The sequence below is a fragment of the Lihuaxuella thermophila genome, from assembly GCF_900110165.1.
GTDB classification, from domain to species: Bacteria; Bacillota; Bacilli; order Thermoactinomycetales; family Thermoactinomycetaceae; genus Lihuaxuella; species Lihuaxuella thermophila.
On sequence record NZ_FOCQ01000017.1, the window covers coordinates 18400 to 44950 of the forward strand.

General features: G+C 48.8%; 28 protein-coding genes. 9 read left to right on the plus strand and 19 right to left on the minus strand.

Annotation, left to right across the window (positions count from 1 at the left end):
* Window positions 1-85: 85 nt before the first annotated feature.
* The gene (locus tag BMW55_RS16265) at window positions 86-847 is read right to left on the minus strand and encodes a HEAT repeat domain-containing protein (RefSeq protein WP_089971984.1); all 762 of its coding nucleotides are present in this window, start codon (window positions 845-847) and stop codon (window positions 86-88) included.
* Between the two features lie 259 nt (window positions 848-1106).
* Between BMW55_RS16265 and BMW55_RS16270 the strand changes: the two genes are divergently transcribed.
* A complete protein-coding gene (locus BMW55_RS16270; protein WP_089971987.1) occupies window positions 1107-1982 on the plus strand; it encodes a cation diffusion facilitator family transporter in 876 nt (291 codons plus the stop codon).
* Window positions 1983-2586: 604 nt separating this feature from the next.
* Here BMW55_RS16270 and BMW55_RS16275 read toward each other — a convergent pair.
* The 4 genes from BMW55_RS16275 to bcp form a co-directional block, all read right to left on the minus strand.
* Window positions 2587-2871 (minus strand): hypothetical protein, encoded by a 285-nt coding sequence (locus BMW55_RS16275; RefSeq protein WP_089971991.1) that lies wholly within the window; start codon window positions 2869-2871, stop codon window positions 2587-2589.
* A 951-nt stretch (window positions 2872-3822) separates the two neighbouring features.
* Window positions 3823-4476 carry an endonuclease III gene (gene nth / locus BMW55_RS16280; RefSeq protein WP_089971994.1) on the minus strand — a complete coding sequence of 218 codons (654 nt, stop codon included), beginning with the start codon at window positions 4474-4476 and terminating at the stop codon, window positions 3823-3825.
* A 105-nt stretch (window positions 4477-4581) separates the two neighbouring features.
* Complete coding sequence (locus BMW55_RS16285) at window positions 4582-5358, minus strand: class I SAM-dependent DNA methyltransferase (RefSeq protein ID WP_244527603.1); 777 nt, start codon at window positions 5356-5358, stop codon at window positions 4582-4584.
* A gap of 28 nt (window positions 5359-5386) precedes the next feature.
* A complete protein-coding gene (gene bcp, locus BMW55_RS16290; protein ID WP_089972002.1) occupies window positions 5387-5854 on the minus strand; it encodes a thioredoxin-dependent thiol peroxidase in 468 nt (155 codons plus the stop codon).
* A 522-nt stretch (window positions 5855-6376) separates the two neighbouring features.
* Between bcp and BMW55_RS19525 the strand changes: the two genes are divergently transcribed.
* The gene (locus tag BMW55_RS19525; protein ID WP_170839985.1) at window positions 6377-6592 is read left to right on the plus strand and encodes a hypothetical protein; all 216 of its coding nucleotides are present in this window, start codon (window positions 6377-6379) and stop codon (window positions 6590-6592) included.
* 40 nt (window positions 6593-6632) lie between these two features.
* On the opposite strand, the gene BMW55_RS16295 is transcribed toward BMW55_RS19525, so the two are convergent.
* Window positions 6633-6842 (minus strand): spore germination protein, encoded by a 210-nt coding sequence (locus BMW55_RS16295; protein WP_089972005.1) that lies wholly within the window; start codon window positions 6840-6842, stop codon window positions 6633-6635.
* Window positions 6843-6878: 36 nt separating this feature from the next.
* On the minus strand, window positions 6879-7307 hold the full coding sequence (locus BMW55_RS16300) for an Hsp20/alpha crystallin family protein (RefSeq protein ID WP_170839986.1): 429 nt from the start codon (window positions 7305-7307) through the stop codon (window positions 6879-6881).
* Window positions 7308-7451: 144 nt separating this feature from the next.
* On the opposite strand from BMW55_RS16300, the gene gerPC reads away from it, so the two are divergent.
* The 3 genes from gerPC to crcB all read left to right on the plus strand — a co-directional run bounded on the left by gerPC (window position 7452) and on the right by crcB (window position 8659).
* Window positions 7452-7775: a spore germination protein GerPC gene (gene gerPC / locus BMW55_RS19530; RefSeq protein WP_170839987.1), complete on the plus strand. Its 324-nt coding sequence runs from the start codon at window positions 7452-7454 to the stop codon at window positions 7773-7775.
* 135 nt (window positions 7776-7910) lie between these two features.
* A complete protein-coding gene (locus tag BMW55_RS16310) occupies window positions 7911-8276 on the plus strand; it encodes a fluoride efflux transporter FluC (protein WP_244527604.1) in 366 nt (121 codons plus the stop codon).
* Window positions 8273-8659: a fluoride efflux transporter CrcB gene (crcB, locus tag BMW55_RS16315; RefSeq protein WP_089972014.1), complete on the plus strand. Its 387-nt coding sequence runs from the start codon at window positions 8273-8275 to the stop codon at window positions 8657-8659. The genes BMW55_RS16310 and crcB overlap by 4 nt, the downstream gene beginning before the upstream one ends.
* Here the strand turns inward: crcB and BMW55_RS16320 are convergent.
* The 4 genes from BMW55_RS16320 to BMW55_RS16335 all read right to left on the minus strand — a co-directional run bounded on the left by BMW55_RS16320 (window position 8656) and on the right by BMW55_RS16335 (window position 12805).
* Window positions 8656-9441, minus strand: coding sequence for an ABC transporter permease (locus tag BMW55_RS16320; RefSeq protein ID WP_089972018.1), 786 nt, complete (start codon window positions 9439-9441; stop codon window positions 8656-8658). The two genes, crcB and BMW55_RS16320, sit on opposite strands and share 4 nt — an antisense overlap.
* Window positions 9442-9444: 3 nt before the next feature.
* On the minus strand, window positions 9445-10230 hold the full coding sequence (locus BMW55_RS16325; protein WP_089972022.1) for an ABC transporter permease: 786 nt from the start codon (window positions 10228-10230) through the stop codon (window positions 9445-9447).
* A 1-nt stretch (window position 10231) separates the two neighbouring features.
* Window positions 10232-11239 carry an ABC transporter ATP-binding protein gene (locus BMW55_RS16330; RefSeq protein ID WP_089972025.1) on the minus strand — a complete coding sequence of 336 codons (1008 nt, stop codon included), beginning with the start codon at window positions 11237-11239 and terminating at the stop codon, window positions 10232-10234.
* A gap of 819 nt (window positions 11240-12058) precedes the next feature.
* Window positions 12059-12805 (minus strand): SIS domain-containing protein, encoded by a 747-nt coding sequence (locus BMW55_RS16335; protein WP_089972030.1) that lies wholly within the window; start codon window positions 12803-12805, stop codon window positions 12059-12061.
* A 311-nt stretch (window positions 12806-13116) separates the two neighbouring features.
* On the opposite strand from BMW55_RS16335, the gene BMW55_RS16340 reads away from it, so the two are divergent.
* A complete protein-coding gene (locus BMW55_RS16340) occupies window positions 13117-14295 on the plus strand; it encodes a DUF819 family protein (protein ID WP_170839988.1) in 1179 nt (392 codons plus the stop codon).
* A gap of 74 nt (window positions 14296-14369) precedes the next feature.
* Here BMW55_RS16340 and BMW55_RS16345 read toward each other — a convergent pair whose 3' ends face one another.
* The 4 genes from BMW55_RS16345 to BMW55_RS16360 all read right to left on the minus strand — a co-directional run bounded on the left by BMW55_RS16345 (window position 14370) and on the right by BMW55_RS16360 (window position 18531).
* On the minus strand, window positions 14370-14741 hold the full coding sequence (locus tag BMW55_RS16345; protein ID WP_089972039.1) for an ArsR/SmtB family transcription factor: 372 nt from the start codon (window positions 14739-14741) through the stop codon (window positions 14370-14372).
* A 6-nt stretch (window positions 14742-14747) separates the two neighbouring features.
* On the minus strand, window positions 14748-15182 hold the full coding sequence (locus BMW55_RS16350) for an SRPBCC family protein (protein WP_089972041.1): 435 nt from the start codon (window positions 15180-15182) through the stop codon (window positions 14748-14750).
* Between the two features lie 329 nt (window positions 15183-15511).
* Entirely contained in the window at window positions 15512-16771 is a 1260-nt protein-coding gene (gene tyrS / locus BMW55_RS16355; protein ID WP_089972173.1) for a tyrosine--tRNA ligase, read from the minus strand.
* A 260-nt stretch (window positions 16772-17031) separates the two neighbouring features.
* Window positions 17032-18531 carry a glycosyl hydrolase family 18 protein gene (locus BMW55_RS16360; RefSeq protein WP_170839989.1) on the minus strand — a complete coding sequence of 500 codons (1500 nt, stop codon included), beginning with the start codon at window positions 18529-18531 and terminating at the stop codon, window positions 17032-17034.
* 192 nt (window positions 18532-18723) lie between these two features.
* Between BMW55_RS16360 and BMW55_RS16365 the strand changes: the two genes are divergently transcribed.
* Window positions 18724-19119 (plus strand): hypothetical protein, encoded by a 396-nt coding sequence (locus BMW55_RS16365; protein ID WP_089972046.1) that lies wholly within the window; start codon window positions 18724-18726, stop codon window positions 19117-19119.
* Between the two features lie 257 nt (window positions 19120-19376).
* On the opposite strand, the gene BMW55_RS16375 is transcribed toward BMW55_RS16365, so the two are convergent.
* Window positions 19377-19787 carry a hypothetical protein gene (locus BMW55_RS16375; protein ID WP_139179527.1) on the minus strand — a complete coding sequence of 137 codons (411 nt, stop codon included), beginning with the start codon at window positions 19785-19787 and terminating at the stop codon, window positions 19377-19379.
* 396 nt (window positions 19788-20183) lie between these two features.
* On the opposite strand from BMW55_RS16375, the gene BMW55_RS16380 reads away from it, so the two are divergent.
* Window positions 20184-20840, plus strand: coding sequence for an FMN-dependent NADH-azoreductase (locus BMW55_RS16380; protein ID WP_089972053.1), 657 nt, complete (start codon window positions 20184-20186; stop codon window positions 20838-20840).
* Between the two features lie 174 nt (window positions 20841-21014).
* Entirely contained in the window at window positions 21015-22712 is a 1698-nt protein-coding gene (locus BMW55_RS16385) for a pyruvate oxidase (protein ID WP_089972057.1), read from the plus strand.
* Between the two features lie 226 nt (window positions 22713-22938).
* On the opposite strand, the gene BMW55_RS16390 is transcribed toward BMW55_RS16385, so the two are convergent.
* From BMW55_RS16390 to BMW55_RS16400, 3 genes are all read right to left on the minus strand, one after another.
* A complete protein-coding gene (locus BMW55_RS16390; protein WP_170839990.1) occupies window positions 22939-23694 on the minus strand; it encodes a sporulation protein in 756 nt (251 codons plus the stop codon).
* A 22-nt stretch (window positions 23695-23716) separates the two neighbouring features.
* The gene (locus tag BMW55_RS16395) at window positions 23717-24457 is read right to left on the minus strand and encodes a sporulation protein (protein WP_089972064.1); all 741 of its coding nucleotides are present in this window, start codon (window positions 24455-24457) and stop codon (window positions 23717-23719) included.
* A 263-nt stretch (window positions 24458-24720) separates the two neighbouring features.
* Complete coding sequence (locus BMW55_RS16400; RefSeq protein WP_089972067.1) at window positions 24721-26382, minus strand: CCDC34 family protein; 1662 nt, start codon at window positions 26380-26382, stop codon at window positions 24721-24723.
* Window positions 26383-26551: the final 169 nt, after the last annotated feature.

Here is a 26551-nt window from a genome sequence, read left to right on the forward strand (position 1 = left end):
TGCCAAAACTTCCAGATGGGGCGTCTGTAAAGTTTTCGATCCAGAAATTGCTGTAGCCTCTGGATGTGTTGATAATCATCTTTTGTCAATACTTTTCCAAGCGCTTCAGAGAGGCTCCCATCCTACATAGAAACGGGAAATTCCCTTCCAGAATCTCAAATAGTCTTTCTATTATTTTTTCATCTACGTGAGATAGTAGATCTACATGATTTATGGCGGCATGTAACCTTAAAAATTTGGATGAAAAGAGATCTTGAACGATAATCTGTTCTAAATATTTACCAGGTGGGGAGTTATATATAGCCTCAGCGAGTACGTCTTCGCTATATTCAGGCTTTTCTTTTTTATATTCGTCAATAACGGCTTGTATTCCTGAATGAATTTGAAGTTTAGCTACTTCTATTTGCTCACGTACTTTTTTATTCGTCGTTTGAACTTGATCCAACACAGATAAAACAGATGAGTCTCCATATGCTCCCAATGTAGCAATATCCAAACGAAGATCGATTCCTCTTTGCTTAGGCAATCTTTTAATGATACGAACCAACCGCTTCTTGTTTGATTCCAGTTTTTCCAGTGCTCCTTCGGCATAAGCCTTCACAAAAAAGATTTCACGATCATCTTCGACAATCTTTTCCAAAAATGGGATTGCAGATGGATCACTGATATAAATAAGAGCTTCAATCAGTCCGCATTTTCCAGAAGGACCGGCTTTATTATAATTTTCAATAATCAAAGGAATAATTTCCTTTCTGTATGGTGATAGTGCCCGTATAGTTTCTTTTGCTTCATTTCCATCTGAATCATTATCGATCAATCGTTGAATGAAAGTATTATATTTTTCCATATGACTACCTCTCTGTTTGATCGTTGCGTTTACTATATTATCTTTCAATTGAATATTGTAGGGAATAGGATGGGTTATGCCCGCAAGGATTTCATTCCGGCAAAGTTGTTGATACAGCCCAATTTATTTAGACAAACGTTATACTTTTTGCCTGGCACTTGATTGTAGGCGGGGACCAAAAACGTTTCTCTAGACCCACACGACCTTCAGCTGTTAAGCTTTGTTAGGCAGAGTCCGACGGAGGGGGATCTTGTGCACGATGGAGAAAGACCTGACAAAGCTCAGCGAGAAAGCGGCATGGGTCAGCATTGCCGCCTATATCGCTTTATCGATATTGAAGCTCCTGGCGGGATCTATTGCCCATTCCAAAGCGTTGACCGCAGACGGATTAAACAACGGCACGGATATCCTGGCATCGGTGGCGGTTCTCATCGGACTGAGACTTTCCAGAAAGCCGGCCGATTCGGATCATCCTTACGGACATCGCCGGGCGGAAACGATCGCCTCGCTGGTGGCTTCTTTTATCATGATGGCTGTGGGTTTGGAAGTCTTTGCCAATGCGGGAACCGTCTTATGGACCGGGCAAGCGGAGAAGCCGGACTGGAAGGCTGCCGGGGTTTCCCTGTTTTGCGCGGTGGTTATGTACCTGGTGTACCGGTTTAATTTGGCCGTTGCGAAGAAAACCGGCAGCCATGCAGTGATGGCTGCCGCCAAAGACAATCGATCCGATGCCTGGGTCAGCATGGGAGCGGCGATCGGAATTGCGGGTGCTCAAATTCAGTTGGCCTGGTTGGACCCCGCAGCCGCTGTCATTGTGGGAATCATGATTTGCAAAACAGCCTGGGATATTTTTCGGGAAGCCACCCACAAGCTGACGGATGGGATCGATGCCGACTTGCTGTCGCGGTTGGGCCGATCCATTGAAGAAGTGAATGGCGTCAAAAGGATTGCCGATCTAAAAGGCCGGTTTCACGGAAACGAGATATTGGTGGATGTGGATATCAAAGTGAACCCTCAGCTGAATGTGGCAGAGAGTCACTCGATTACTGAGGAGATCGAAGAGAAAGTGCGGAAAGAATTTAATATTATGCATGTTCAAGTCCATGTAGAACCCGACGAACTTGAAATCCGCTGAACACAACCGAATCGCCCGGAGGAATGGGGTTGAGTAGCAAGCATACCATCCGTAAACGGCCAACTCTTGGGTTTCACAAAAAAAAGCCGACCCCGCTCTATTCCAACTTCCATGGGCCCCCAGAGGGGCGCATGGAAGCCTGGTACCTGGGATTTTTGGCTGACCTTTATGAAGTTTCAAGGCAATGGTAAGGTTCATCACCCTTGAAACGGGGAATTCCCGGCCCGCTTCTCTAAAAATAGCGCTTAACAGCCAAATCCCACGCCTGCAAATACGAAAATCGTTGCGATGACTAGCAGGAAGATGAGAAGACGGCGAAAACCGATTCCGACATAACCACCTGAACCTCCGATTCCGGACATTCGTGTAACCTCCTTTGCCCTAAATCACTATTATCCTATTCATGGTTATTTCCAATGGTGATAGTCAGCGATCTAGCTTTACCAAAAATGTGCTTTATACTGAGTCAAATATTAGGGTTCGGATCGTATCATGACGATATTGGAGCAGGAACTTTAACCGAGAGTCAAGATGATAAGGGATGAGATAAAAAAGGGTTGGCAGCCGTCAACCCTTTTTTCATACCCTTTTTTGAGAACTAGCTTTATTTTCTCTTTCGCGGGATTCCTTTTTTCCCTTGCAATATATCCTTCCCGAGATCAGGATTGGATTTCACATTGTTTGCAAATTGTTTGAGCTCTTTGAGATCCACATCTGCCTGTGTCACCTTCATCAAATATGCTAAAACGGCATTCATGCCCCCTTGATCGTGAGCTCTTTTGGCACCCCGCATGATTTGCTCTAATTGTTGTTCTGTAAGAACCTTATGTCCCATCACGCTATTGATCATCTGGGCTAAATCCCTCATGGACGGACCGGTTCCGGACATGCAACTCCCTCCTTCTTCGAAAAAACTCTTTATACCTTATGTAAATAAAAAACAAATGTCAGTATCAGATGCCCAGATCGTCCGTCTAAATAGCGGGAATTGGGGAACCGGCCTATCACTTTCCGTACCTTGTCATGAATATGAATAAAGAGTCAGGGATGGGAATGAGTAGGAGAAAAGCTCACTCACTGATTCATTCCGGTCATCACATTTTTTACATCCATGGGAAGGGATTTTTTCTCTTCTTGATGGTGAACCGGATGGTCCTAAGCATCTAGTCTTTGACCTATTTTTTGAGATACAGGTATTCGCCTGTACCATCCATGCACCCAAGGCATACAGTAAAGCAGGCGGATGATGAGAGAAGCCGATCAGCTTCTATCCGATCCCCAAACCGAAACGGCTTCTTTCATCCCAGTGACACTCACAAGGAGGGCGTAACATGAGTCATAAAGACTACTACGGCTACTTTGGTTGGTGGAGGCGCCTGCTGATCTTTTTGCTGGTGATTGCAACCATCTTCGTCTTTGCAGGCGTAGGATTTGGTTGCTGATTCATTCTCTCCTTTCATCAAGCGATCCTGAAAGGAGGTGAGATCAATGAGTGGTTACGGTGGTTACGGCTTCGGCATCGGCCTGCGTCGTCTCCTGATCTTCCTGCTCGTTATCGCCACCATCTTCGTCTTTGCAGGCGTTGGATTTGGTTACGGTTGCTAATTCTTTGCATGATGTCTCCACATTCGGCGAGACAGTGAGATTATCAACCTAGTGAGTCAACAAGCTTGATTCGCTAGGTTTTTTGTATGATTCAGATTAAAACGACCGCAAGAACCGGAACAAGACATACAAAAGGCTGCCTCGTTAAGAGACAGCCTTTTTGATCCGGCAGGGAATCCATTTGATCTTTACGTTTCAACATGCGGATCGATCCACCATGTCGATAAAAACCCGGTTATTTTTCTCTCAGCATCGTTTTCCCGTACCAACAGTACGAAAGCAGGTCACAGACCGAACACTTGGGATTTCTGGCGCTGCATACCCGCCGGCCATGCCAGATAATGCGATGGTGAGTATCGCTCCACTCTTGGCGCGGCACTTTTCTCATCAATTGTCGTTCCGTTTCGAGCGGATTGTCGCTATCAGCCAGAGCCAAACGGTTGGAAACCCGCTGGACGTGGGTATCCACCGCAAGGGCCGGAATTCCGAAAGCATTGCTGAGGACGACATTGGCAGTTTTCCTGCCGACTCCCGGCAGCTGCTCCAAATCCTCCCTTTTGTCCGGAACCTGCCCGCCATACTTTTCGACCAGAATGCGGCAGGTCTGCAGGATGTTCTTGCTTTTGTTGCGAAACAGACCTAACCCGCGGATGTGTTCAGCCAGCTCATCTTCCGTCAGTTGGAGAAAAGCTTCCGGAGTCGGATACCGGGCAAACAGGTTCTTGGTCACCTTGTTTACCTGGCGGTCGGTGGACTGGGCAGACAAAATCGTGGCAATCAACAATTCAAAAGGATTGCGAAATTCCAGCTCGCAGTGAGCATCCGGGTACATCTCCCGAAGCGTGTCCAGAATTTTGCGGGTAGGAACGCGTTTCGGTTTGGACTTCAACTTCTTTCACTCCCATTCACTGACCATCCCATCCTTCTATTTATAACGCTGTTTTGGATGAAAGAAAACCCGTACATTTTTGCCAGCCTCCGGAAACTTTTCTCATTAAACCGGGCGCTTCACCGCTTCAATGATCAATTCCTTGCTGCGTCCGTCAAACGGCGTCCGGTGAAAAGAACCATACCGGTTGACGATTTTAAACCCGCACAAGGTTAACAGATGGTAAAGTTCAGTAGGATATATGTAACGAAGCCGGAAAAACGTGCGGATGCGATCAACTGAACGACCCGCTCCGTCAAAACGCTCCACATATCGAATGACATGAGCCACCTGATTAAAGTGGTCAAACTCGGTCAGGTCATACAAATCCACCCGTTCATCGGTGCCGGGAACCGGAAACGTGCCACGGAACGAGTATTTGCCGTCCAACTCACAAAAATCCCGGATATGCGGGACAAAAATATTAAAAGCGAACAAACCATCCTCCGTCAGGTGCTGCCGGACCCGCTTCAAAGCCGCGATTTGTTCACGAACCGAGAGCAGATGCAAAAATGAACGGTACGGAATGATGATAAGCGGAAATTTTTCGTTCAGGGTGAACTGGGTCATATCGGCTTCAATCCAGCGGACATAATCCGTTAAACCCATTTCCTCCCCCTTTTGTCTGGCCCTCTGCAACATGGAGGAGGAGAGATCCAGCCCGACAACCGGAATCCCAAGCCTTGCAATCGCCAGACTGCAGCGTCCCGTCCCGCATCCCAGCTCCAGGACAGGGCCGCCCGACTGCTTGGCCAATTCCGAGTAATAAGTGACATCACGATCCAGCCCCGTCGAAGTCCAGTCATAGTATTCCGGCCAATCGTAAAGGGAGCGATCGGACAAATTCATCCCTCCTCATGGATCGATTCATTTATTGCAATTGTTCCCGGATATATTTCAGCGCTTCTTCCACATGATCTTTTACTTTCACTTTCCGGTATACTTTGGCGATTTTTCCCTCGCGGTCGATGATGAACGTGGATCGCTCGATGCCCATCGCTTTCTTGCCGAACATCGTTTTCTCTTTAAAGACATCGTACTTTTTGCATACTTCCGCATCGGGATCGCTTAAAAGCAAAAAAGGAAGCTCATATTTGTCGATAAATTTTTGATGGGATGCGACGGAGTCCCGGCTGACACCCAGAATCACCGTGTCCAAATCTTTAAATTCACCGGCGCGGTCACGGAAATCACACGCTTGTTGTGTACATCCCGGGGTATTATCTTTCGGATAAAAATACAAGACTACATTTTTGCCGCGAAAATCGGACAAAGAAACCTTTTCTCCATTTGACGCTTCCAGGGTGAAGTCAATGGCCATATCGCCTTCTTTTACCATCACCAAACACCTCCGTATAAGTTAAAAGGGGTTACTCCCATTCTAACACGTCCCCCTTGGTTTGATTCACCACTGCCGGGAAATCAACCACTCGATGAAAACTTCGGCAAACCCCCAATTCGAATACACCCGTATGAAGCGGCATTGGGTAGCAGCATGGGACCGATAAAATCCGGTGGTCTTATGTATATAACAAGAAAGCCCAGGTTGCTTCCCTGAGCTCCAAAAACGTTCCTTTTACTTAAAGTAAAGATTTGAAAAACCCACTTAAGCTTTGGATCGAGCAGATTGCTTTCAATCCCCACACGGGTACCACCACAACCAGCAGAACGGCCTCAGCCAACAGTTTCATCTGACTCAACCCCTTTTTCACGGATCAGTGGGCTTCGTCCTTTACTTCAGTATTTTCTGTTGATGGATGTACGTTCATAAGAGAAGCACATGCTGTGTATCTATAATTTACCACTTTTTTTAAGGCTCGTCTATTTGTTGCTGAATGGATCCAAGGAGTTTTTTTGCCCGATGTCCGGTTCTTACCGTGGTTATGGTGGTGACGGTGGTGACGGCTGCCCCGGTGTGGGAGCCGGTGCAGGTGCTGGTGCCGGAGCCGGGGCTGGGGGCGGAACAGGAGGCGGCTGGGCAGGAGGAGTTTCCGGAGAAGGCTCTTCAGCGGGTCTGCCCAGGGTAAGGTTGAGCGTGGAACCAATATTTACGGAAGCCGCATTGTACACCGCCTGAATGCGGATGCAGCGGATCGTCACCTTCATCATAACCATCATCACCTACCCTGAGAATCAACAATATCGGGGTCCAGGTAAACATTGCGCTCAAAGTCTATGTTCCGCGGAAAATCACCGATCGGCGAAGAGCCGCCCAGGGATTTGGTATTGGCTTCAGGTCCGATATTGATCGTATTTCCAAAATTGATCGAAGAGGCACTGGACACGTTGTTGATCTTGATACTAAAAATGTTGTTAATGGTAGCCACAATTCCCCTCCTCGCTTTTTTCGCTCTTGTCTCTCTCTAATCTTCCGAATGAATCCGGATTTTTTTCAGGTTTTTTCGAGTTCCCGCTTTCGGAAAGCGGAGCTCCAGCACTCCTTTCCGGTAGCGGGCACTGGTACATTTGGGGGATACCTGGACCCCAAGGGAAACGGTCCTTTGAAATTCGCCTCTTTTTCTTTCGATCATCGCCGATGAATAAGCCTGGTAAGGAGTAGAAAAATACCCTTTAATGTAAAATGTATCCCCGTCTACCCCCAGATCCAGCGAGTTGATGTCTTCGATGCCGGGCAGATCAATGACCACGATTACTTCATTTTTCCCATGATACACATCTATACAAGGATACGTGCCCCGGGCAGCCTCCAGGACGTCGGCAAAAAAATCTTCTCCCAAAAACTGGCGTGCCAGTTGATTCCATTTTTTATTATCAGGAATGTGGTTTTTCAAGGGGAAAACCTCCTTACAAAAACCAGGGCATACACCCAAGTGCCCATAGTTTATTCCGTGTGGGCTTGTTTGGTTACCCATGGAATGAAAACAGGCGGCATTTCCATATACTTTAGCAACCTAAGCAAAGGGGAGGAGTCATTTGTGTATATTCATCCCTACCATTATTTGTATGAACAACTGCAACAGTTGCAACAGCAAATCGACACACTCAAACAAGAAAATGCGGAATTGAGAGATAAAATCGCCCAAATGCGTCCGGTTCAAATCGACAAGATTGAATATAAAATCCATGAACTTCAGATTCAAACACTGAGCGGAACATTAAATGTAGGGTTGACTGCCAACGGGGAAGATACTTGTATGGGAGAAGTGATCGAAAAGATCGTGGAAGAACATCGTTCCAACATCATAACAGAAGAGGATCGCCCGGAAGCAGATGCAGAATCTTCCGGCGTTTCCCCATAAGCAGGAGCGGTATGCCGGGTACAGGATGAAAATATCAGCAAAATAGGCTATCCTGATGAAAACAGCCCTATCCCGAAAATGAGACAGGGCTTTCTTCTATCTTAAAACCGTATGACGAAGGAGGCAGACCGGCGCTTGAAGCAGATCTGGTATGTGGCAGTCGGAGGATTTGCGGGGACTCTCCTCAGATTTTCCGTTTCATCTCTGTTGAATGGCCAGGGTTTCCCTTGGGGAACACTTTTGGTCAATTGGACAGGCTGCTTTTTTCTGGGGTGGTTGTTCTCTTTCGCCTCCGGAAGCAAGCGATTCCCGCCCGAATGGAGGACCGGCCTCGGAACCGGGCTGATCGGCTCTTACACCACATTTTCCACCTTTAGCGCAGAAACTCTCCGCCTCGAAGGTTGGAGTCTGCAAGCCCTCTATGTTACGGCATCGGTGATTGGCGGGATCTTGCTCGCGATGCTTGGAGACGTTCTTGGAAAGGAGAAAGGAACCGCATGAAGCCGGACGTTTGGATTTGGGCCATGACCGGATTCGCCGGAAGTTTGGGAGCAGTGGCCAGATATATGCTGAGTGAGTGGGTCCGATCGCTCACCACGCGCACGTTTCCTTTGGCTACCTTTCTTATTAATGGTTCCGGCAGCTTTTTGTTCGGAATCGTTTGGGGGTGGAACCCGCCCGCTCCGTTTCAGGAATCCTGGCCTCACGCGATCGTCCTGCTCACCACCGGTTTTTTGGGCGGTTACACGACGTTTTCCACCTTCGGGGTTGAATGTGCAGGGCTGATACAAAAAAAAGACTGGGGGACCGCTATGCTTTACATCTTGCTCAGCGTATCCCTCAGTCTCGGTGCCACTTTTCTCGGCTGGCGGATCGTCCGCTAGTTTCCGGCACCGCGATAATGCCGGATGCCCCTGTTCCAACAGGTGATGCCGATCGCCAGATAAACGGCTCCCACAAGCGGCGTGATCAAAGCGTAACCCTTCCACTGCTCCTGATCCAACAGAAAGCTGGCCGGATAAAAGCCGACAAAAGCAAACGGCAACACCCATGTCAATGCGAATTGAATCACGCGATGATAAATATTGACCGGATAGCGCCCATACGACCCGATATTGAAGATGATCGGCTGAATGTCCGTTTTGGAATCGGTATACAGGCTGATGCTGGTGAGGGCGATATAGATTCCCGCATAGACGGCCACTCCCCCCAGCGTAAACAGCAAAAACAGCAGGGGATCGGTCCAGCTCCAGTGGAGATGGAGGTCGGTCATGGCATAACCCATCACGATCAGTCCGGTCAGTACGCCGAGCAGCGATTCAGGGCTCATCGTTTCCATGATCACCTGCACCAGGCTGTGGACAGGTCTCGTCAACACCCGGTCCAGCTCTCCCCTGATAATATATCGCTCATTAAAATCCCACAGGTTGAAAAAGGCTGAGAAAACTGCCCACGGAATTAAAAAATATCCGTAGATAAAGATCACTTCACTCTGATTCCATCCGTTTAAACTTTTGGTATGTTGAAACACAACCAAAATAAATACCAGGTTTACCGCCTGAAACAAAAAGTCGGTGGCAAACTGGGCGACAAAGTCCCAGCGATACTCCAGACGCGTTTTCATATATTGCTTGAAATACTCGATAAACAAGCGAAGATGGAACATAGTTTAACCACCCTGAACGATTAACGTTTTTCTCGCTTTTTTCCAAATGACCCGGATGGGAATCCAGAGCAGCACACACCAGGCTGCCTGAATGAGAATGGCATGGACAAATTCCTCCCCTGCCAGCCCTTTCACCAGCACCAGGCTGGGCAGGTAGCTGATCGCTTGAAACGGCAGATAGGACAGGAGAAGCTGCGCCCACTCCGGATAAAACGGAATGGGGATAATGAGACCCGACAAAAGGTCGACTGCCACCCGTTTCGCCCGGATCAAGCCCTGGTTGTTCAGGATAAAGAAGGCGCACACGCCGGTCAGGATGTTCACCTGCACGTTGACGATAAAACCGAGCAGCAAACTGAGGGCGAACTTCAGCCAGACATCCGAAAAGCCGGGCAAATGAATCGGAAAGATGAAAGAGACGACGATCATTCCCGGCACACTGAACAACAACAGCCGGAACAAACCTTCTCCAAATCCCTGAAACACTTTCACCAACAAATACGGGTACGGGCGGATCAACTGGATCGCCACCGTTCCGTCACGGATTTCCTGTGCGATTTCCCGGTCCAGATTGTTGAAGTAGAAAGCGCGGGCCATCCAGGAAACCGCGATATAAGTGGCCATCTGCAGGGAAGTTAAACCTTGCAGACTGGATTCTCCGCCGTAGATGGCCATCCACAGAAAATAGTAAACACCGATATTTAAACTGTAGATCACAATCCCGCTGTAATAGTTGACCCGATAAGCCAGCATCATCAAAAAACGGATGCGGATGACTTCCCAATACATACTAAGCAACCGTCATCCCCTCCGAATAGATCTTGCGCACGATTTCTTCCGTCGATGCTTCTTCGATCTGCATTTCCTGAATGGGGACATGCTGCACCAGCCTGGACAACACTTCCGACACGGTGGTCTCACCATTCCGCAGGTGGGCGGTATACTGCCGGGGACCTCTTTTTTCCCAGCTGACCCCAAGTCCGTCTGTCCGTGCTTCCAGATCGATTAACATCACTTCCTGTTCCATTTCCAGATGAACCTTTTTGTTCCCGCCCCACATCGTGCGCAGTTGTGTCAGGCTGCCGTCATAGATGATTTTTCCCTGGTCCAGCATGACCACCCGCGAACAGAGCGCTTCGATATCCGAGAGGTCATGGGTAGTCAAGAGAATCGTCGTGCCAAATTCGCGGTTGATCTCCTTCAAAAACTGGCGGATGTTTTCTTTGACCAGCACATCCAGACCGATCGTCGGCTCATCGAGAAACAAAAGTGACGGACGATGGATCAGCGATGCGGCCAATTCACAGCGCATGCGCTGGCCCAGGCTCAATTTGCGCACTGGCTGATCCAGCAAGCTGCCAATGTCCAGCACCTCGATCATCCGATCCAGATGCTTTTTATACTGGTCTGCCGGAATCTGATACACTTTCTGCAACAAGCGGAACGATTCCTGAACGGCGATATCCCACCAGAGCTGGCTCCGCTGTCCGAACACCACTCCGATCGTCTTCACAAATTTCTCCCGCTCCCGATGGGGATCAAATCCGTTCACTTTCAGTTGCCCGGCAGTCGGTTGCAAAATGCCGGTCAACATTTTGATCGTGGTGGACTTGCCCGCGCCGTTTTCACCGATATAGCCCACCATCTCCCCTTCGCTGATCTCCAGGTTGATCGAATCCACTGCCCGGATGATCCGGTATTGCCTGGAAAACAGATCGCGAAAAGCCCCCGTTAAACCGGGCCGGCTTTGATATACTTTAAACTCTTTGGTCAAACCATGTGCTTCGATCGACAGCACCTTGACTTCATCTCCTCTGCCGTTTAAAACAGATTTCTCTGTTCTCTTCACGATTCGACTCGAAACGCAATTCATTTTCTCAAGAAAAAAGGTATTCCCATTTTCGGAATACCCGTATTTACACTATCATTGTAATACCCGCAGGAAAAAAGTTAAATCCTGTTTTTATTGCCATCTGTGTACATGAAAATTCGGAAATGAAACCAGGTCAAGATCAGACGCGAGAGGATCTTAGTCTGGAACATTGGAGCTGTTTGAAACAGACGTTAAAATAGAAGAAATAATAAGAATAGAGTATGATTGAAAAATTCAGAGGAACCGTGACTTCCCTTAATAAGGAGGTAAATGAATGCGTTGAATCAGTGTTATGGTATTGGGAATCTTAGCGGGTTTACTTCTTGTTCATGGTGTACATCTGCTGACTCTGGGCACAGATGTTGATGGTGAAGGGATCGGAGTTTCCTTTTTAGGGTTTGAAATCAATGACCGCTTCCGGTGAAAAACATCCCGCAATATGCTGCAGGCTTTTTGATCGCGGGCGTTTTTCCGGCGTTGATGGCTTTTGCGTTGGGGCGAACATTAGGGTTGAAGTCGAAAAAGTCGCATAAATAAAGCACCCATAAAAAACTCCGTTTTCTTTAAAACAGTGGTTCCAATGCACCAAGGAAAAAGAAATATAGGATGACAGAAGATCCCATACAAAATTGAAGAAACTCTCTAAAGGAGCTTCTTATTTCGATTTCCAACGTTTGCAAGGAGACCCGGCCCGACCGAAAAAGCATCCAGTCCATTGAATACTTGTGACGGGAGTGAGAAGCGTCATTCCAGACCGGACGTCAACATGGGGATGCGCCTCCCATACTTGTGGATCATCTTCTGATTGTGCTCGTCCGCCCCGTCTATATTGCCGCTCAAAAAAACCGGTACGTCGGCTCCATTTTCGGCCAGGATTTGAATCGCTTCAGCAAATATGGCATTGATGATGGCAGCTCCAACCACTGTGGATGTCGGTGCAAAGGGGACTTTGACCTGTTCGTGGGTTAAGACCGCATCGCCGACAGGGGAAAAATTATCGATCACCAGATCGACGGCTTCATACAGATGTTTTCCACTGTGGTGCCTGGAGGGTTGACTGCTGGCATAACGCATGGAGGTCACCCCGATGACATAAGCTCCTTTCGCCTTGAAATACTCGGCCGCATCGACGGGAACGGGATTTCTTCCTGAAGTGGAGAAGACAAAACAAACGTCTTCTTCGCGCACCTCTTGATCAGCGAGAAAACCTTCCGCATAATGATTTTTTCGTTCCAGCCGGGAAGAGCGGACGGCTCCCTCATGCAGCATCAGCGGCTCGTGCAGGATCGGTTTGACGGGGACAAGCCCGCCCGCCCGGTAAAATACTTCTTCCGTCATCAAGTGAGAGTGGCCGCAGCCAAACAATTGCACAATCCCGCCCTTTTGAATCGACTCAGCCACTTTTTCCGCCGCTACTCTCATCCGGCCGCTTTGTTGAGACTGAACCCGGTCCAACAGTTCCTGTACTTTTTGAAAATAACTTTCCAGCATGTCTGTTCCTCCTTCATCGCTCGCATCACTCCCGGCAGGTTGCCGGTACCTTCATATGCGTCGGATAAATCTTTCACCTTAAAACCAATCCTCTTATGCCCACATTGTAATCCTAAATCCATGCAAAAAGAATGTGCCCATTTTTAGGAAACCAAAAGAAATGATATGTAACCCTGATCCCGCGAAGTCCGCAAAGGAAAAAGTGATTGCAGTATATTTAGAATCTCTTTGCAGCACTTGTCAAAATAATTGTAATAACGGTAATTTTATTATAGAATTTTAGAAAAAATGCCGTACTGAGGAGGAATCGCGTGACAACAGAAGCACTCATTACAAATCCGACCGGGGTTGCGGCGGTCATCGCGGGATTAATCGCCATTTCATTTTGGCTGGATCGGCGCTTTCGGTTTTTTTCCTATCTGGGGACGGCCATTTTGGTGATCACCGGTGGCGCGGTTTTGGTGAATGCGGGGATCATTCCTCCCTCCATTGTCGAAAATCCGGACGACTTACATCCGATTTACCAGTTTGCCAATGACTATTGTGTTCCGCTGTCGATCGTTTTGCTGTTGATCTCGACCGATTTTAAAAGTTTGCGCTATCTGGGGAAGCCGGCGCTTCTTTCGTTCTGCCTGGCATCGGCGGGAACACTGATCGGGTCGATCATCGGCGTCTGGTTGACAGCGGATGGAATCGGGACGGAAGCGTGGAAAATCGCGGGACAGTTTGCAGCCAGTTATATTGGCGGAGGAGTCAACTATGCGGCCGTGGGTGCGGCGTTTCAAACTTCCCAGTCGATGTTTGCCACCGGGGCTGCGGCGGATAATATTATGACCAACTTGTGGATGGTGGCGACAGCGATCTTGCCAAGCTTGCTGGTGAAATATTATCCGTCCATCCAGCAGTCCGACCGCCTGGTGAAAAAAGCGGACGAGGACTTTTGGGCGAAAAAGGGAATTTCCATTTACGACATGGTTACCCTGGCTGCTGTCGCATTCGCGGTGGTGGCCGTGTCGGATCTGTTGGCCCCCGTCATCAACGATGTTACCGGTTTTCAGATCCCCGCCGTGGTCTGGTATACGACCTTTGCTATTTTGCTCGCTTTGTTCACACCGGTTCACAAGTTGAATGGCGGCGCAGAGTGGGGCAATCTTTTATTGCACTTTTTCTTTGCCACGATGGGGGCGGGCACGATCCTCAGCACCTTGGTCGATAAAGGGCCGGTTGTCTTCATGTTTTTGGTTATCCTGGTTGGTGTTCACGCTCTCATTGTGTTTGGATTTGGCAAATGGTTTCAAATTGATGTGGAGATTCTGGCAGTCGCCAGCCAGGCTACGGTAGGCGGGCCTTCAACCGCTTTGGCGCTGGCTTCTTCCAAGCGGTGGTTTTCGCTGATTACTCCCGGGGTGTTGATGGGAGTGCTCGGGTATGCCATCGGCAACTACGTTGGCATCCTGGTGGGACACTTGACGAAGCTGCTGCTTTCTTAACAGCAATCCCCCCGATCCCGCTCATAAACGGGCGGGGGGATTGCCATTCTCAACAGGGAGTATCGGTTCAACCCTTATGGATCCCGTTCCTCAACATCTGTTTCAATGACTTTTATCTCCACTTCCCCATTATGTTCAACCACATGCTTAAGCTTTGACAACTTGTTATTCCAAAAGCGTTCATAAAACGAAAGCCATCGTTTTAATTCTGTTAACGGCTCCGGTTGCAGCCGATAAAGTTTTTCTCTGCCAGCCTTTCGCCCACGCACTAATTCCGCTTCAGAAAGAATATGAAGATGTTTGGCAATGGCTGTCCGACTGATCGAAAAGTGAGAAGTGATTTCAGAAATGGGCAATTCTTTTTCGGCCAGTAATCGAAGGATTTTTCTGCGGGTCGGATCAGCAATGGCTTGAAATACATCATGCTTTTCCGCTGATGATGACATGTACCCCTACCCCTCAACAACCTTTTTCAGCCGTTCTTTGACAATCCCTGCCCAACCATGGTCCATTCTGTCGCGAATAACGGAACTTTTCTCGTTGGCTTTCGGAAGGACCACATCCGCTTGTTTCCATCCTCCATGGATGAGCGTAAACTCCGTTTTGTCACCTGACTCTTTTAAAATAAACGTAACCACCCAGCCATCTGTATCCCATGAAAAGGAAAGCCGGTGCGGCGGATCCATTTCCAAGACCTTGCACGGAGATGGACCAAAAGGAGTTTGCAAATGGAATTCATGCCCTAATTTCGCCTGAAAATCATTGGGCATGAACCACGAAGCGATGCCTTCCGAAGTGGATACGACTTCCCATACTTTTTGAATGGGTGCGTTCAAAATCACTGTCTGCCTGATATCTTCCAGTGTGTTTTTATGATTCGTTTCCATCTGTTTTTACCTCTTTCATCGGATAAATATAAAACCATTTGGTTTCATTTCGATAATATAACACCTTTTGGTTTCATGTCAATCCTAGTTTCTCTCCATCCTGCTGTTCTTATTCAACATAGGAGGATTCTTGAAGATGGGATGAAAAGCGGGCAAAAGCCTTCCTGCAATAGATTCCAGCCCACATTTATGTTCGGGGAGATGCATGGCAACTCCCAAATCATCTGTTCCGCTGACCCATGTTTCCGATCTTGATGGAAGAAAAAAGAAAAAGGATCATCCCTACGCGTTTCATGCTGTGGATGATCCCTGCGTCTTTTTTCGCTGATTTATACTTCACACAGATAGTACTTTTTCTTGCCCCGGCGGATGACCAGATATTTTCCGTCCAAAGCCGGAATCTCGCCTGCTTTGGTGTCAAGGCAGGTCACTTTTTCGTCATTGACCGTAATGGCTCCGTTGGTGATAAATTCACGCGCTTCGCGTTTGGATTTGGCCGCGCCAACTTGTACCAGGGCATCCACCAAGGGAACCTCGGGACCTTCGATTTTGGCTGACGGGACATCCTGGAAGCCTTCGGCGATCTCATCCGCAGACAGAGATTTCAAATCACCCCGGAACAGCGCTTGCGAGATCCGGACCGCCCTCTCACAAGCTTCTTTCCCGTGAACCAGTGTGGTCACTTCCTCAGCCAGCCGGCGCTGTGCTTCCCGTTTTTCCGGTTCGGTTTCAACCAGTGCCGCGTATTCGTCGATTTCTTCCAGACTCAGGAAAGTAAAATATTTCATAAAGCGGATCACATCGGCATCATCGGTGTTAATCCAGAATTGATAGAACTGGTAAGGCGAAGTTTTATCGGCATCAAGCCAGATGGCTCCCGATTCTGTTTTGCCAAACTTGCTGCCGTCGCTTTTGGTGACGAGCGGCAGGGTTAAACCATGAACCTCCGCTTTCTCCCCGTAGTTTCTGCGGATCAAGTCCGTGCCCGCGGTGATATTTCCCCACTGGTCGCTTCCGCCAATTTGGAGTTCACACTTGTACAGTTCATGCAGCTTCATGAAATCATAGGCCTGCAAAATCATGTAGCTGAACTCGGTAAACGAAATCCCTTTTTCCAGGCGGGAGCTGACGGATTCTTTGGCGAGCATGCTGTTGACGGAAAAACTTTTCCCGATATCCCGCAAAAATTCAATCGCACTTAAAGCGGAAAGCCAATCATAGTTATTGACAAGGAGAGCCGAGTTTTCCTTGGTATCAAAATCGAGGAAACGTTCCAGTTGTTTTCTCAGCTTTTGGGACCACTCCTCCACCACTTCCCGGGAGTTCAGCGTTCTTTCCGTCGAACGCCCGCTGGGGTCTCCGATTAAGCCCGTTCCCCCGCCTACCAGGGCGATCGGCTGATGGCCGGCCAATTGAAATCTTCTCAGCGTCAGGATGGGAACCAGGCTGCCAATGTGCAAACTGTCAGCCGTCGGGTCAAACCCGCAATATAAAGTGATCGGCCCCCGGCTCAGTCTCTCACGCAACGCATCCAGATCCGTATGTTGATAGATAAGGCCTCTCTTTTCCAGATCCTGTATGATATCCATACGCAAATCTCCTTCTTGCATATCATTGGCATTAAATTTAACACAAATTGCGGCGGTTATCAAAACAGATTTGGACAGCATGATGTCCATCGGCCGCATTCCGTTCAACAGATCCTCGACCGGCCATCCCAAGCAAACGGTTCCTGATGTCCGGTTCAAATTTTCGTATCCGCTCATAACATCAAATCGGGAACGGGCACGTCCAATGAAAGAAGCCTGTTTCCTTCTCCATCAGGAAGGTCCAACAGGCTTCTTTCATCTTATTTCAACTTATCCAGTTCGCTCCAAACGGCCGGGTCTTCACTGCCCAAATACCACTCTGTGACACCGCCGATGTCGGGGTGGTTTTTCTTCAGCAGCTCCAATTTCTTCTGCCAGCTGGAACTGTCTTGATAGTAGCCGGTATACTTTTTGCCGTCTTTTTCATAGGTGAAGAAAGGTTCCCCATTGGGGTCCCTGTTTACTTTCGCTTGGTTCGTTTTAATGAGATCCATCGCTTTTGCATAGGTCAGGGAAGAAACCCTGCCCTCCTGGGACCACAGATATCCGTACGAAGGCAATCCGATAAACACTTTGTGCGCGGGCATTTGCGACTTGGCGAAGCGGGTGATCTCGTCAATCCAGTGGAGCGGGGCTCCGGGGCCCGGCGATGGCATGCTGTAATTGTAGGCCATGATTTTAAACTCATCTACGGCTTGTCCCAATCGCTTCCAATCTTGCGCCATCGGTCCGTCCCAGCCGCCCGGTTCTGAGGTCTTGGGATAGACGGACACGGACAGTTTCTTGTTTTGGCGATGCAGTTTTCCGGATAACTCTTCCATGAACAAAGAGAAGTTCTCACGGTCACTGCCGTAAATCACTTCAATATTGATATCGATACCGGCAAATTTATTTTGGACTACCCACTTGACCAGATCGTCCGACAGTTTTGCCCGGTCTGCTTTGGTATCAATCAGCTGATGGAAGGCCTGGGCTCCTTTGTCGTAATCCGCCCAGTCGTCTGTATTGGCGACAGTGGCCATCACATCGATTCCCTTTTTCCCTGCCGTGCTGATCACTTTCGCGTTGTGTTCAGCATATTGCATCAGTCCCACTTGCCCGTCGGCCTTCAATTGATACCAGAAAAGGTTGACGGACGAGAGAGTAGACGGATGCTGTTCCATGGCCTGAATGGCTTTCTCTTGTTGCCAGAACGGCAGCCAGGCGTTAAATTTGAACCCTTGGTCCGGGGCGGGAGACGGAGGTTTGGGTTGAGGCACCGGCTTGGGTGTTTCGGGCTGAGATGGCGGTTGCTTTGGCCGATCCGGCTGGTTGGGCGATGGTGTCGGGCTTGGTTTAGGTTGATCGGATGGCGGAGTCGCCGGTTTTGTGTTTTTACCTGATTCCGAATCAGGCTTTTCCTTGGCAGGCGGTTTTATCGGCGGGGTGGAAGGCTTGACCGGCGGAGTGGACCTTACCCTCCGGGGTGTGTTTTTGTTATGTGCCGCGATCAGACGTTCCACGTATTGTTGCTTCTTTTTTTCTGCCGGAGTACGTGCTTCATCCTCTGTGGGGTCATCGATCGGTGTTTCATCCGTTTCAATGGAGGAAAATTGATCTTCTACCGTGTTGGAGGAACCGTCTTCAACCACCGGCGGTTTGTTCTGTCCCGCTTCAGCCGGGGAAGAAGAATCCGTACAGCCGCTCAAGACAGCAATAAACAGGAAACTTGAGAGAATAACAGAAAAAGTTCTGAACCCAAGAAGCCGCGAAGGTTTCATCAAAAGACCCCTTTTCGTAAAAAATGGAGGAAAATACAGAATAAATCTTACATTATATAAATAAATGTGTAAATACATAAAATAAAAACTTCGGAATTCAATTATAAATTCTAAATGAAACGGACAAGCCCCGGAGTGACCAAAAAATTGCCAGTCCTTTCGAATAATTAAAACAGAGGAGGGGAACCGTTCATGGAATTTGAAAAGTTTCAGCAAGCACTCTATGAATCGCAACCTCAAGACTGGATCTACTCTTCCCATTTAAGAAAGTTCATCTACGCCCCGGACATCTCCATAACGGTGGAAGAAGATCCGACGGCGAGAAAAGAGCTCAGCCGTGTCCACCACCCTTGGTTGGAGGCGTTTCAAGAATCTGCCTGGGAGACTCGGTTTTTGTTTCTATACCGGGGGATAGCGATTGAAGAATTAAAGTGCTATCAGGTGGGGGACGTCTACCTGCCCACCCCGCACCCTCAATTTTCAGGAAAGATTGCGCTTCCGGATTACTGGATCGCTCGCAATCTGAACCGGGGATCGGAAAAATTGGACGACTATCTCAGCAAAGCCGGTTTTGAGGTTGATGAATAATCCGGGCACGGGCCCTTTCCGGCGGACTTGTTGACAGCGTTACGAGGATAAATAGCGGCTGGCGATCGGTTCAAAAAATCGGTTCATGATGATAAAAATCAAATAATTGCATAGCAGATAAATTTCTTTTTCAGGCCAATTTGATGACCAGGGAGGAGAGGGAAGGAATCCGCAGCGGGGCAATGAAAACCGGCGATCCGCTTCCGCCCGGAAGGACGGGAAAGCCACCGCCGGTTCTTTATCTTCCGGTTTCCCATTCATTGATCCAGCCGAACAATCCGCGCATGTTCTTCGAACGCCCGGCGAACGGTTGGATGAAGCCATTCCAAATCCTGTGTCAGACCAATCACATGAACGCTTTTTTTCTTGCCTTTTCGAATCAGTTCGGCCAATTCATCCACTCTTTCAAACTCATGAACGTTTTCCAAAAAAAGATATATTTCTTGTTCGCCCCAATCCCCGCGAGTTATTTCCTGACAAAGCTTAGCCACGATCTCCCCTGCAAACCGCTGGTGCTGAGGAAAATAGTGAAAGTTGGCTCCCATCCAGTACACCATTTCCATCCACTGTTGAATCAGCACTCGGCGGTTGACAAATTCCCCGATGACTAAACCATGCCCCTGCAATACTTCCTGCGCTTGTTGGGTGATGACGATCATTTTCTTCACTCCTTCCGGCTCCTGTGCAGTGTTGAAACCTTTTTCATTATGTCTGTTTTTCATGCAGCAGCCAAGAATTTTTTATCTGAAAAACATGAATCGGACGTCAGATTTCAGATATCAAAGAGTTATAAAGCTGTTTGTTATTTCAGTGTGAAACGGGGAGTCTGCATAAAGCCGGTATCTGTCGCTGAATCATTTATTAGTGTAATAAACTTGACAAAAGTAAGCGACTAACATAATATACTATACAAGGATTAGTTCATTACATCTTGAATGGTGGTGAGCAGAATCGATCTGATGGATCACCCCGAATAACAACGGATTTTGTCAAACAGCATATAAGGTAGCAGGCTTGTGCTTGTTTAAGGAACATCATCTAAAACCGGAAAGGAACGATCCAACGTGGCAAAAGTACTTTATATCACGGCAAATCCCAAAGCGGAAGCAGATTCCTACAGTTTGTCGGTTGCAAGGGAATTTTTAAATACTTACCGGCAAGTGAAGCCGGAGGATGAAATTATCGAACTCGACCTGTATAAAATCGACATTCCCTATATCGATACGGATGTATTCAACGGATGGGGCAAATTGCAGCAGGGGACGGCATTCGAAGAGCTGACTGCGGAAGAAAGAGCAAAAGTGGGACGCATCAACGAATTGACCGATCAATTCATCGCTGCGGACAAATATATCTTTGTCACTCCCATGTGGAACTTCAGCTTCCCGCCCAAAATGAAAGCTTATATCGATACCATTTGTATCGCGGGTAAAACATTTAAATATACCGAACAAGGTCCGGTCGGTCTGTTGACCGACAAAGCCGCCGTTCACATTCAGGCACGCGGCGGGGTGTATTCGGAAGGACCCTCCCGGGAGTTTGAATTTGGCGATCGTTACATCAGGGCTGTCTTAACTTTCCTTGGCGTTCCGTCCATTGAGTCGGTCATTGTCGAAGGGATGGCCCAAATGCCGACGGAGGCGGAAAATATTAAAGCAAAAGCCATCGAGCGTGCCCGTCAAGTCGCTGAAAAGTTTGCCCAAACAGAAGTTACCGTTTAACCCTTCCCGGCCATTCGCAGAAAACCGATATCACCTGTTTTGTGCAACATGATGTGGGAGCCTCTAAAAAGGGCTCCTTTTTATCTGTTTCAAGTCCAATCAGCACACGTTTTATTTTTTCAAACCTGCACAAAATAATGATGGCAATGACGGGCTAAAGGAGAGAAGGAAACGATGTTTGGTAAAACAGCAGGTGAAGTGCTGATCGACTTGTTAATCGAATGGGGAGTCGACCATATTTACGGGATGCCGGGGGATTCGATCAACTCGATTATCGAACCTCTGCGGAAAGCTCAGGACAAAATCAAGTTTATCCAGGTACGCCATGAAGAGGCCGGGGCTCTGGCCGCCGCAGCCTATGCCAAATTAACCGGAAAGATCGGGGTCTGCATGTCCATCGCCGGTCCGGGGGCGATCCATTTGCTAAACGGACTTTACGATGCCAAACTGGACAAAGTGCCCGTTTTGGCCATCACCGGACAAGTGGAATCCGATTTGTTGGGGACTGATTTTTTCCAAGAGGTCAATTTGGAGCGAATGTTTGATGACGTCGCCGTCTACAATCAGCGGATCATGTCGGCGGAACAATTGCCGGCCGTGGTGAACCAGGCGATCCGGGAAGCCTATACCAAAAAAGGGGTATCAGTGCTCACGATTCCGGATGATATTCCTAAATTTGAAGTGAACAAAGAAGCCCGTCTGACCAGTTCGTTGTTTGCCGTTCCCGAAATCCTCCCCCGGGAATCGGATGTGGAAAGAGCCCGGCAATTGCTGGAGCAAGCCCACAGACCGGTTATTCTCGCCGGTAAGGGGGCGAAAGCTGCCAGGGCATCCCTGATCTCCTTTGCCGAGAAAATCGCTGCTCCCATCGTGCTGACCCTGCCCGGAAAAGGCGTCATTCCCGATGAGCATCCTCTTTGCCTGGGAGGCTTGGGGTTGATCGGCACCAAACCGGCCTATGAAGCGATGAGAGAAGCAGATACACTGATCATGGTCGGTACATCCTACCCATTTACCGGATTTTTACCGGAAGAAGCGAAAACGATCCATATCGATACCGACGCATCACAAATCGGAAAACGCAACCGGGTCGATGTCGGACTGGCGGGGGACGCCGGTCAAACCCTCCGCCTGCTGACAGATCGGCTGGAGAAGAAAAAAGACCGTTCCTTCCTGGAACGCCAGCAGGAGCGAATGAACCAGTGGTGGGAACGTCTCAACAGACAAGAAGCGGACGAGTCCATTCCGATCAAGCCGCAGCGGGTGATTCAAGCCCTGCAAAAGATCGCCCGCGATGATGCCATCCTGTCTGTCGATGTGGGAAATGTGACGGTCTGGATGGCCCGCCATTTCCGCATGACGGATCAGCAGTTTATCATTTCCAGCTGGCTGGCCACGCTCGGCTGCGGATTGCCCGGGGCGATTGCCGGGAAAATCGCCTTTCCCGAACAACAGGTTTTCGCCATCTGCGGAGATGGCGGATTTGGAATGACCATGAATGATTTTGTGACTGCCGTCAAATATCGCCTGCCCATCGTGGTGGTCGTCTTGAACAATCATAAAATCGCCATGATCAAGTTTGAACAGGAGGTCATGGGCAATGTGGAATTTGGCACCGATCTCACCAATCCCAATTTTGCTCAATACGCGGAAACTTGCGGCGGAGTGGGTTACCGGGTGGAGCACCCTGATGAATTGATGCCGGCTTTCGAAAAAGCGGTCGCTCAAAACAAACCCTGCATCATCGACGTAGTTGTCGATGCCGATGAAGCTCCCATGCCGCCGAAGATCACGTTTGCCCAGGCTGCGGGATATGCCAAACACATGCTGAAAGAGCTGTTTGAGGAAGGAAAAGTGGATTTGCCCCGTTGAAAATGGCTCTGTTGAAAAAAAGCCAATTCCCTTGGGCCAAAGGACAGGGAATCGGCTTTTTTCTTGAGTGGCTTGGATAGATACCGTGATCTTTCAGGAACAAGCTAAGACACGTATTTGAATGGAGCAGCCGTAAGTAATACAGGAACGATGGGGATTTATTTTTCCTGCAAACCTTGATAACAACGACGGACCGGGATTCGTCCCCGGTCCGTCGTTTCGCCGATTAGATTTGCGCTTCGATGAGCTGTTCGATCTTCTTTGCAAGTTGTGAACCGTGCTCTGCTTCTTTGGCGGAAACGTGAAAACGCGCCATCCGTTCATCCAGATCGAGCGCTTCTTCCATGGAGCTCATCAGATCAACGGCCTTGCGGTCCACGAGCAGGATCGCATCCAGTTCGCGAGCCTGCGGGAAAAAGATTAGTTTCAGCTCATCCAAAACACCTTCGAAACGCCCCATCGGCCGAAACTTATACTCCTGAACGAACGGGTGACGGGAATAAAATTTGTCAAATTCGTACTCTACCCGGTAGAGCTGGAAACCGATTTTCTCCACAACATGGAGAACCTCATCAATCAAAGGATGGGGCAATACCTCGATTCCGTCGGTGTCGCTGGGATCGACAGCCATCTTGATGTCCAGTCCCGTCTTGAGATAGACCGGGCATCCGGCGGTGGTGACGGGTGTGTCGTAAGGGAGCTGGAACTCAAACGGGATCACTTTGGTCTCTCTCGGCGTAATCTCAAAAGCGTCCGTGATTCGGAACTCACTGATCACGTACTCATCCTGGGTTCCCTCATGATGATATGCAACCACTAAAAAGAGATAAATCTCGTCGATCCATTGTTCGGTTTGTCCGCCTTGAATGAACACTTCCCCGCGAACGGTTTCTCCTTGACGGTAGGTTGCTTTCTCCAAGCGGGTATCCACTTTCGCCGCGCCGACTCCAAAACTGGCCAAGGCTTTTCCGAAGACTGACATTTTTTGCACTCCTCTTTTCATATCATATTTTTCTGTTTAACATCTCTTGGATTTTGAGAATCGGATCTGCAGACATCTTCTGATCATTGACGGACAGGGTTCCGTTCGGGTCGTCATACCGCCAGTGGAAACTGCTGGTTAACACCTTTTCGGAGCGGACCAGCTCCACATCCATTGAAATATCTTCCTCCGAAACGTGAAAAATCACGTTAAGTGCATCCAGATACCCGTGATAGCGGCCGGTGGGACGAAACTGAAACATTTGAAAAAATGGATACGGCTTTTGGTCCGGATCATGTTCATTGTGAATTTTATAGAGAATAAAGCCGGCATCTTCAATTTCCTTCAGAACTTTTTGTACCAGCGGGGTGGGAAATACCTCGATTTTATCGGTATCGGTCGGGTCGATCCCCAATTTGATATCCAAACCTGTTTTCAAGTAGATGGGGAAACTTCCGCTGGACATGGGCAAGGACATCGGCAACTTCACCTGAAACGGAATTTGTTTCGCTTCCCCGGGCTGGATGGTGAAGGATTCTGACAACTGGTATTTTTTGATCACACAAGGGCTTTTTTTGCCGTTACTGGATACATCCACAACCAAATAAAGGTAGATATCATCGATGTGTTGTTCGCTGTTTCCGCCCCGGACAAGAACTTCTCCCCGAACCACATCCCCCGGGTAAAACTGGCTTTCCGTAAGCCGGGTATCCACCCGGGCGGCACCCACACCTAAACTCGCCAACGATTTAAATAGCACCATATGTATCCTCTCCTCACCACTAAAAACCCTTTGTCTACCCGAAAAGACAACAGAAGTGCAAACCGCTCGTCCACCTGTGCGGTTTACACTCTTTGACTGCTTCACGTATAACTTTAAGGCGAACAGCCGGCCACATCCGACCCGAAGAACTGTCCGCAATCAGTTTAACACGAAGCGGCCGGAGTGGCGAGAGGGTGAAGCAGCTTCGTTCGTTGCGGCATGATTTCTCACTCATGTCAGAGTGATGATGGCCGGCTCTCATATCAAATTTTTTTCTTGTTCAACATTTGTTTCATGTATTCCTCAAATTGTCTGGCCAGTTGGGCATGCTCCTCGCTTTCCCGGTAAATCCTTTCCCTCAGCAGTCGCTCACGCTCTTCCTTTTCTTTCTGCACACGTTCCAGTTCCTGACGTTGTCTCTCGATGGATTTCGAATCGACCCGTTCGGGTTGCGGATCGTCCGGACCGGCGGATCGGCCGCGATTCCTATCCTGATCGCTGTTCTGTAACTCGAGCTGCTTGAGGTCTTCTTGCAATTTTTTACGCAATTCACGTTCCTTGCGTTCAAACTCTTGCCGTTCTTTCTCCAGGCGTTCGCGTTCTTTCCGTTCCCACTCCATGCGCTCCCGTTTCAGCCTTTCCAGCTCCTGAAGGGCACGTTCACGCTCTTCTCGTTCCCGGCGCTCGCGTTCCAGCCGTTCTCGTTCTTCCTGTTCCCGGCGCTCACGCTCCAGCCGTTCACGCTCTTCTCGTTCCCGGCGCTCGCGTTCCAGCCGTTCACGTTCTTCCTGTTCCCGGCGCTCACGCTCCAGCCGTTCTCGTTCTTCCTGTTCCCGGCGCTCGCGTTCCAGCCGTTCTCGTTCTTCCTGTTCCCGGCGCTCGCGTTCCAGCCGTTCTCGTTCTTCCTGTTCCCGGCGCTCGCGTTCCAGCCGTTCGCGCTCTTCACGCGCCCGCTGCAATTCCTTCTCTAAACGCTCCTTTTCGCGTCGTTCTCTTTCCAGTCGCTCCAGTTCTTCCTGTTGCCTTCTTAGTTGCTCCAGCAATTCTTGTTGACGGCGTTCATATTCCAAGCGTATTTGTTCCAGATGCTGCTGTTCCAACTCGTTTGGTGTTTCTTCTTTGGAGACGGTCGGCTGGGCTGCTTGAATGCGATCGGAGGGAGATTCAGACCTTTGCACGGGTGGAATTACCTTTTGTCCGGATGACGAACTCTGGGGTCGAGGCTCTTCTTTCTTCTCTCCGCCAAAAAGGCGGCTGAACAAACTTTTCCCATGTTTTCTTTTTTCATACGCGTCAATTTGTGACCGGACCGAGTCGACTGAGCTGTTCTTCAAGCTTTTTTGGATTAAACGGATCATATGCTTGGACACGGGTAAATCTTCGGGCACCTTGTCAATCGGCTCTTCCAGATATTGTCCGGATAAAAGGCAGTAAAAAAAGGTCCCCCAATCCAATGTGAGTTTCTGGGAAGTGATTCTCTGCAACCCACAAAAAAACACTTTTAAGTCCCCGTCATCGGTAAGCCCGATATTGCGGGGATCTAAGAGCAAATACATGGGAATCGGCATGGACTGGAGTTGCGAGGCCAATTGGAGCAATTGTTTTCCCCACTCCACAACCTGATCTTCATCCACCTGCCCGGTGGAAATCGCCTCACTCAAAGGCTGAATCGATACATAAGGACGGATAAACACGAGTGAGCGCTCTTCGGTATATACCTCCAGAAACGGAATGACCAATGGATGGTTCAATGAACGGTATTGTTGGATCGCCCGCGCAGGGGCTTGCTTCTGCAAGTGGGCAGATTGGAGATAGTACCGCTGCGAGTCAGACTGTGCGATCGCCAGTTCGCCGTCAAAAAACGGCACTGCATGTTCAATATAATAAGAGTCCCTGTAACGTTCACCCACATGAAAAAAAGCCAAAGTTCCTCGCCTCCAAATGTTTCACTTCCAGATCGCCGTTTCTATTTCATCTGTTACTTTCATCGTATCCAGGAAAACGCAGAAGTTGCCAGTTTCAGAATATCACAATCCGAAATAAACCGACAACAGACAAACCATGCAAATTCCCTAGGCATTTCTCCGCGCCAAA

Excerpts from the sequence above, each read along its gene's own strand:
- BMW55_RS16265 (WP_089971984.1), bottom strand. The coding sequence starts at position 847 with ATGGAAAAATATAATACTTTCATTCAACGATTGATCGATAATGATTCA.
- BMW55_RS16270 (WP_089971987.1), top strand. The coding sequence starts at position 1,107 with ATGGAGAAAGACCTGACAAAGCTCAGCGAGAAAGCGGCATGGGTCAGC.
- BMW55_RS16275 (WP_089971991.1), bottom strand. The coding sequence starts at position 2,871 with ATGTCCGGAACCGGTCCGTCCATGAGGGATTTAGCCCAGATGATCAAT.
- bcp (WP_089972002.1), bottom strand. The coding sequence starts at position 5,854 with ATGGTAAAAGAAGGCGATATGGCCATTGACTTCACCCTGGAAGCGTCA.
- BMW55_RS19525 (WP_170839985.1), top strand. The coding sequence starts at position 6,377 with ATGTCCGGTTCTTACCGTGGTTATGGTGGTGACGGTGGTGACGGCTGC.
- crcB (WP_089972014.1), top strand. The coding sequence starts at position 8,273 with ATGAAGCCGGACGTTTGGATTTGGGCCATGACCGGATTCGCCGGAAGT.
- BMW55_RS16320 (WP_089972018.1), bottom strand. The coding sequence starts at position 9,441 with ATGTTCCATCTTCGCTTGTTTATCGAGTATTTCAAGCAATATATGAAA.
- BMW55_RS16325 (WP_089972022.1), bottom strand. The coding sequence starts at position 10,230 with ATGTATTGGGAAGTCATCCGCATCCGTTTTTTGATGATGCTGGCTTAT.
- BMW55_RS16335 (WP_089972030.1), bottom strand. The coding sequence starts at position 12,805 with ATGCTGGAAAGTTATTTTCAAAAAGTACAGGAACTGTTGGACCGGGTT.
- BMW55_RS16345 (WP_089972039.1), bottom strand. The coding sequence starts at position 14,741 with ATGTCATCATCAGCGGAAAAGCATGATGTATTTCAAGCCATTGCTGAT.
- BMW55_RS16350 (WP_089972041.1), bottom strand. The coding sequence starts at position 15,182 with ATGGAAACGAATCATAAAAACACACTGGAAGATATCAGGCAGACAGTG.
- tyrS (WP_089972173.1), bottom strand. The coding sequence starts at position 16,771 with ATGGATATCATACAGGATCTGGAAAAGAGAGGCCTTATCTATCAACAT.
- BMW55_RS16360 (WP_170839989.1), bottom strand. The coding sequence starts at position 18,531 with ATGAAACCTTCGCGGCTTCTTGGGTTCAGAACTTTTTCTGTTATTCTC.
- BMW55_RS16365 (WP_089972046.1), top strand. The coding sequence starts at position 18,724 with ATGGAATTTGAAAAGTTTCAGCAAGCACTCTATGAATCGCAACCTCAA.
- BMW55_RS16385 (WP_089972057.1), top strand. The coding sequence starts at position 21,015 with ATGTTTGGTAAAACAGCAGGTGAAGTGCTGATCGACTTGTTAATCGAA.
- BMW55_RS16390 (WP_170839990.1), bottom strand. The coding sequence starts at position 23,694 with ATGTCAGTCTTCGGAAAAGCCTTGGCCAGTTTTGGAGTCGGCGCGGCG.
- BMW55_RS16395 (WP_089972064.1), bottom strand. The coding sequence starts at position 24,457 with ATGGTGCTATTTAAATCGTTGGCGAGTTTAGGTGTGGGTGCCGCCCGG.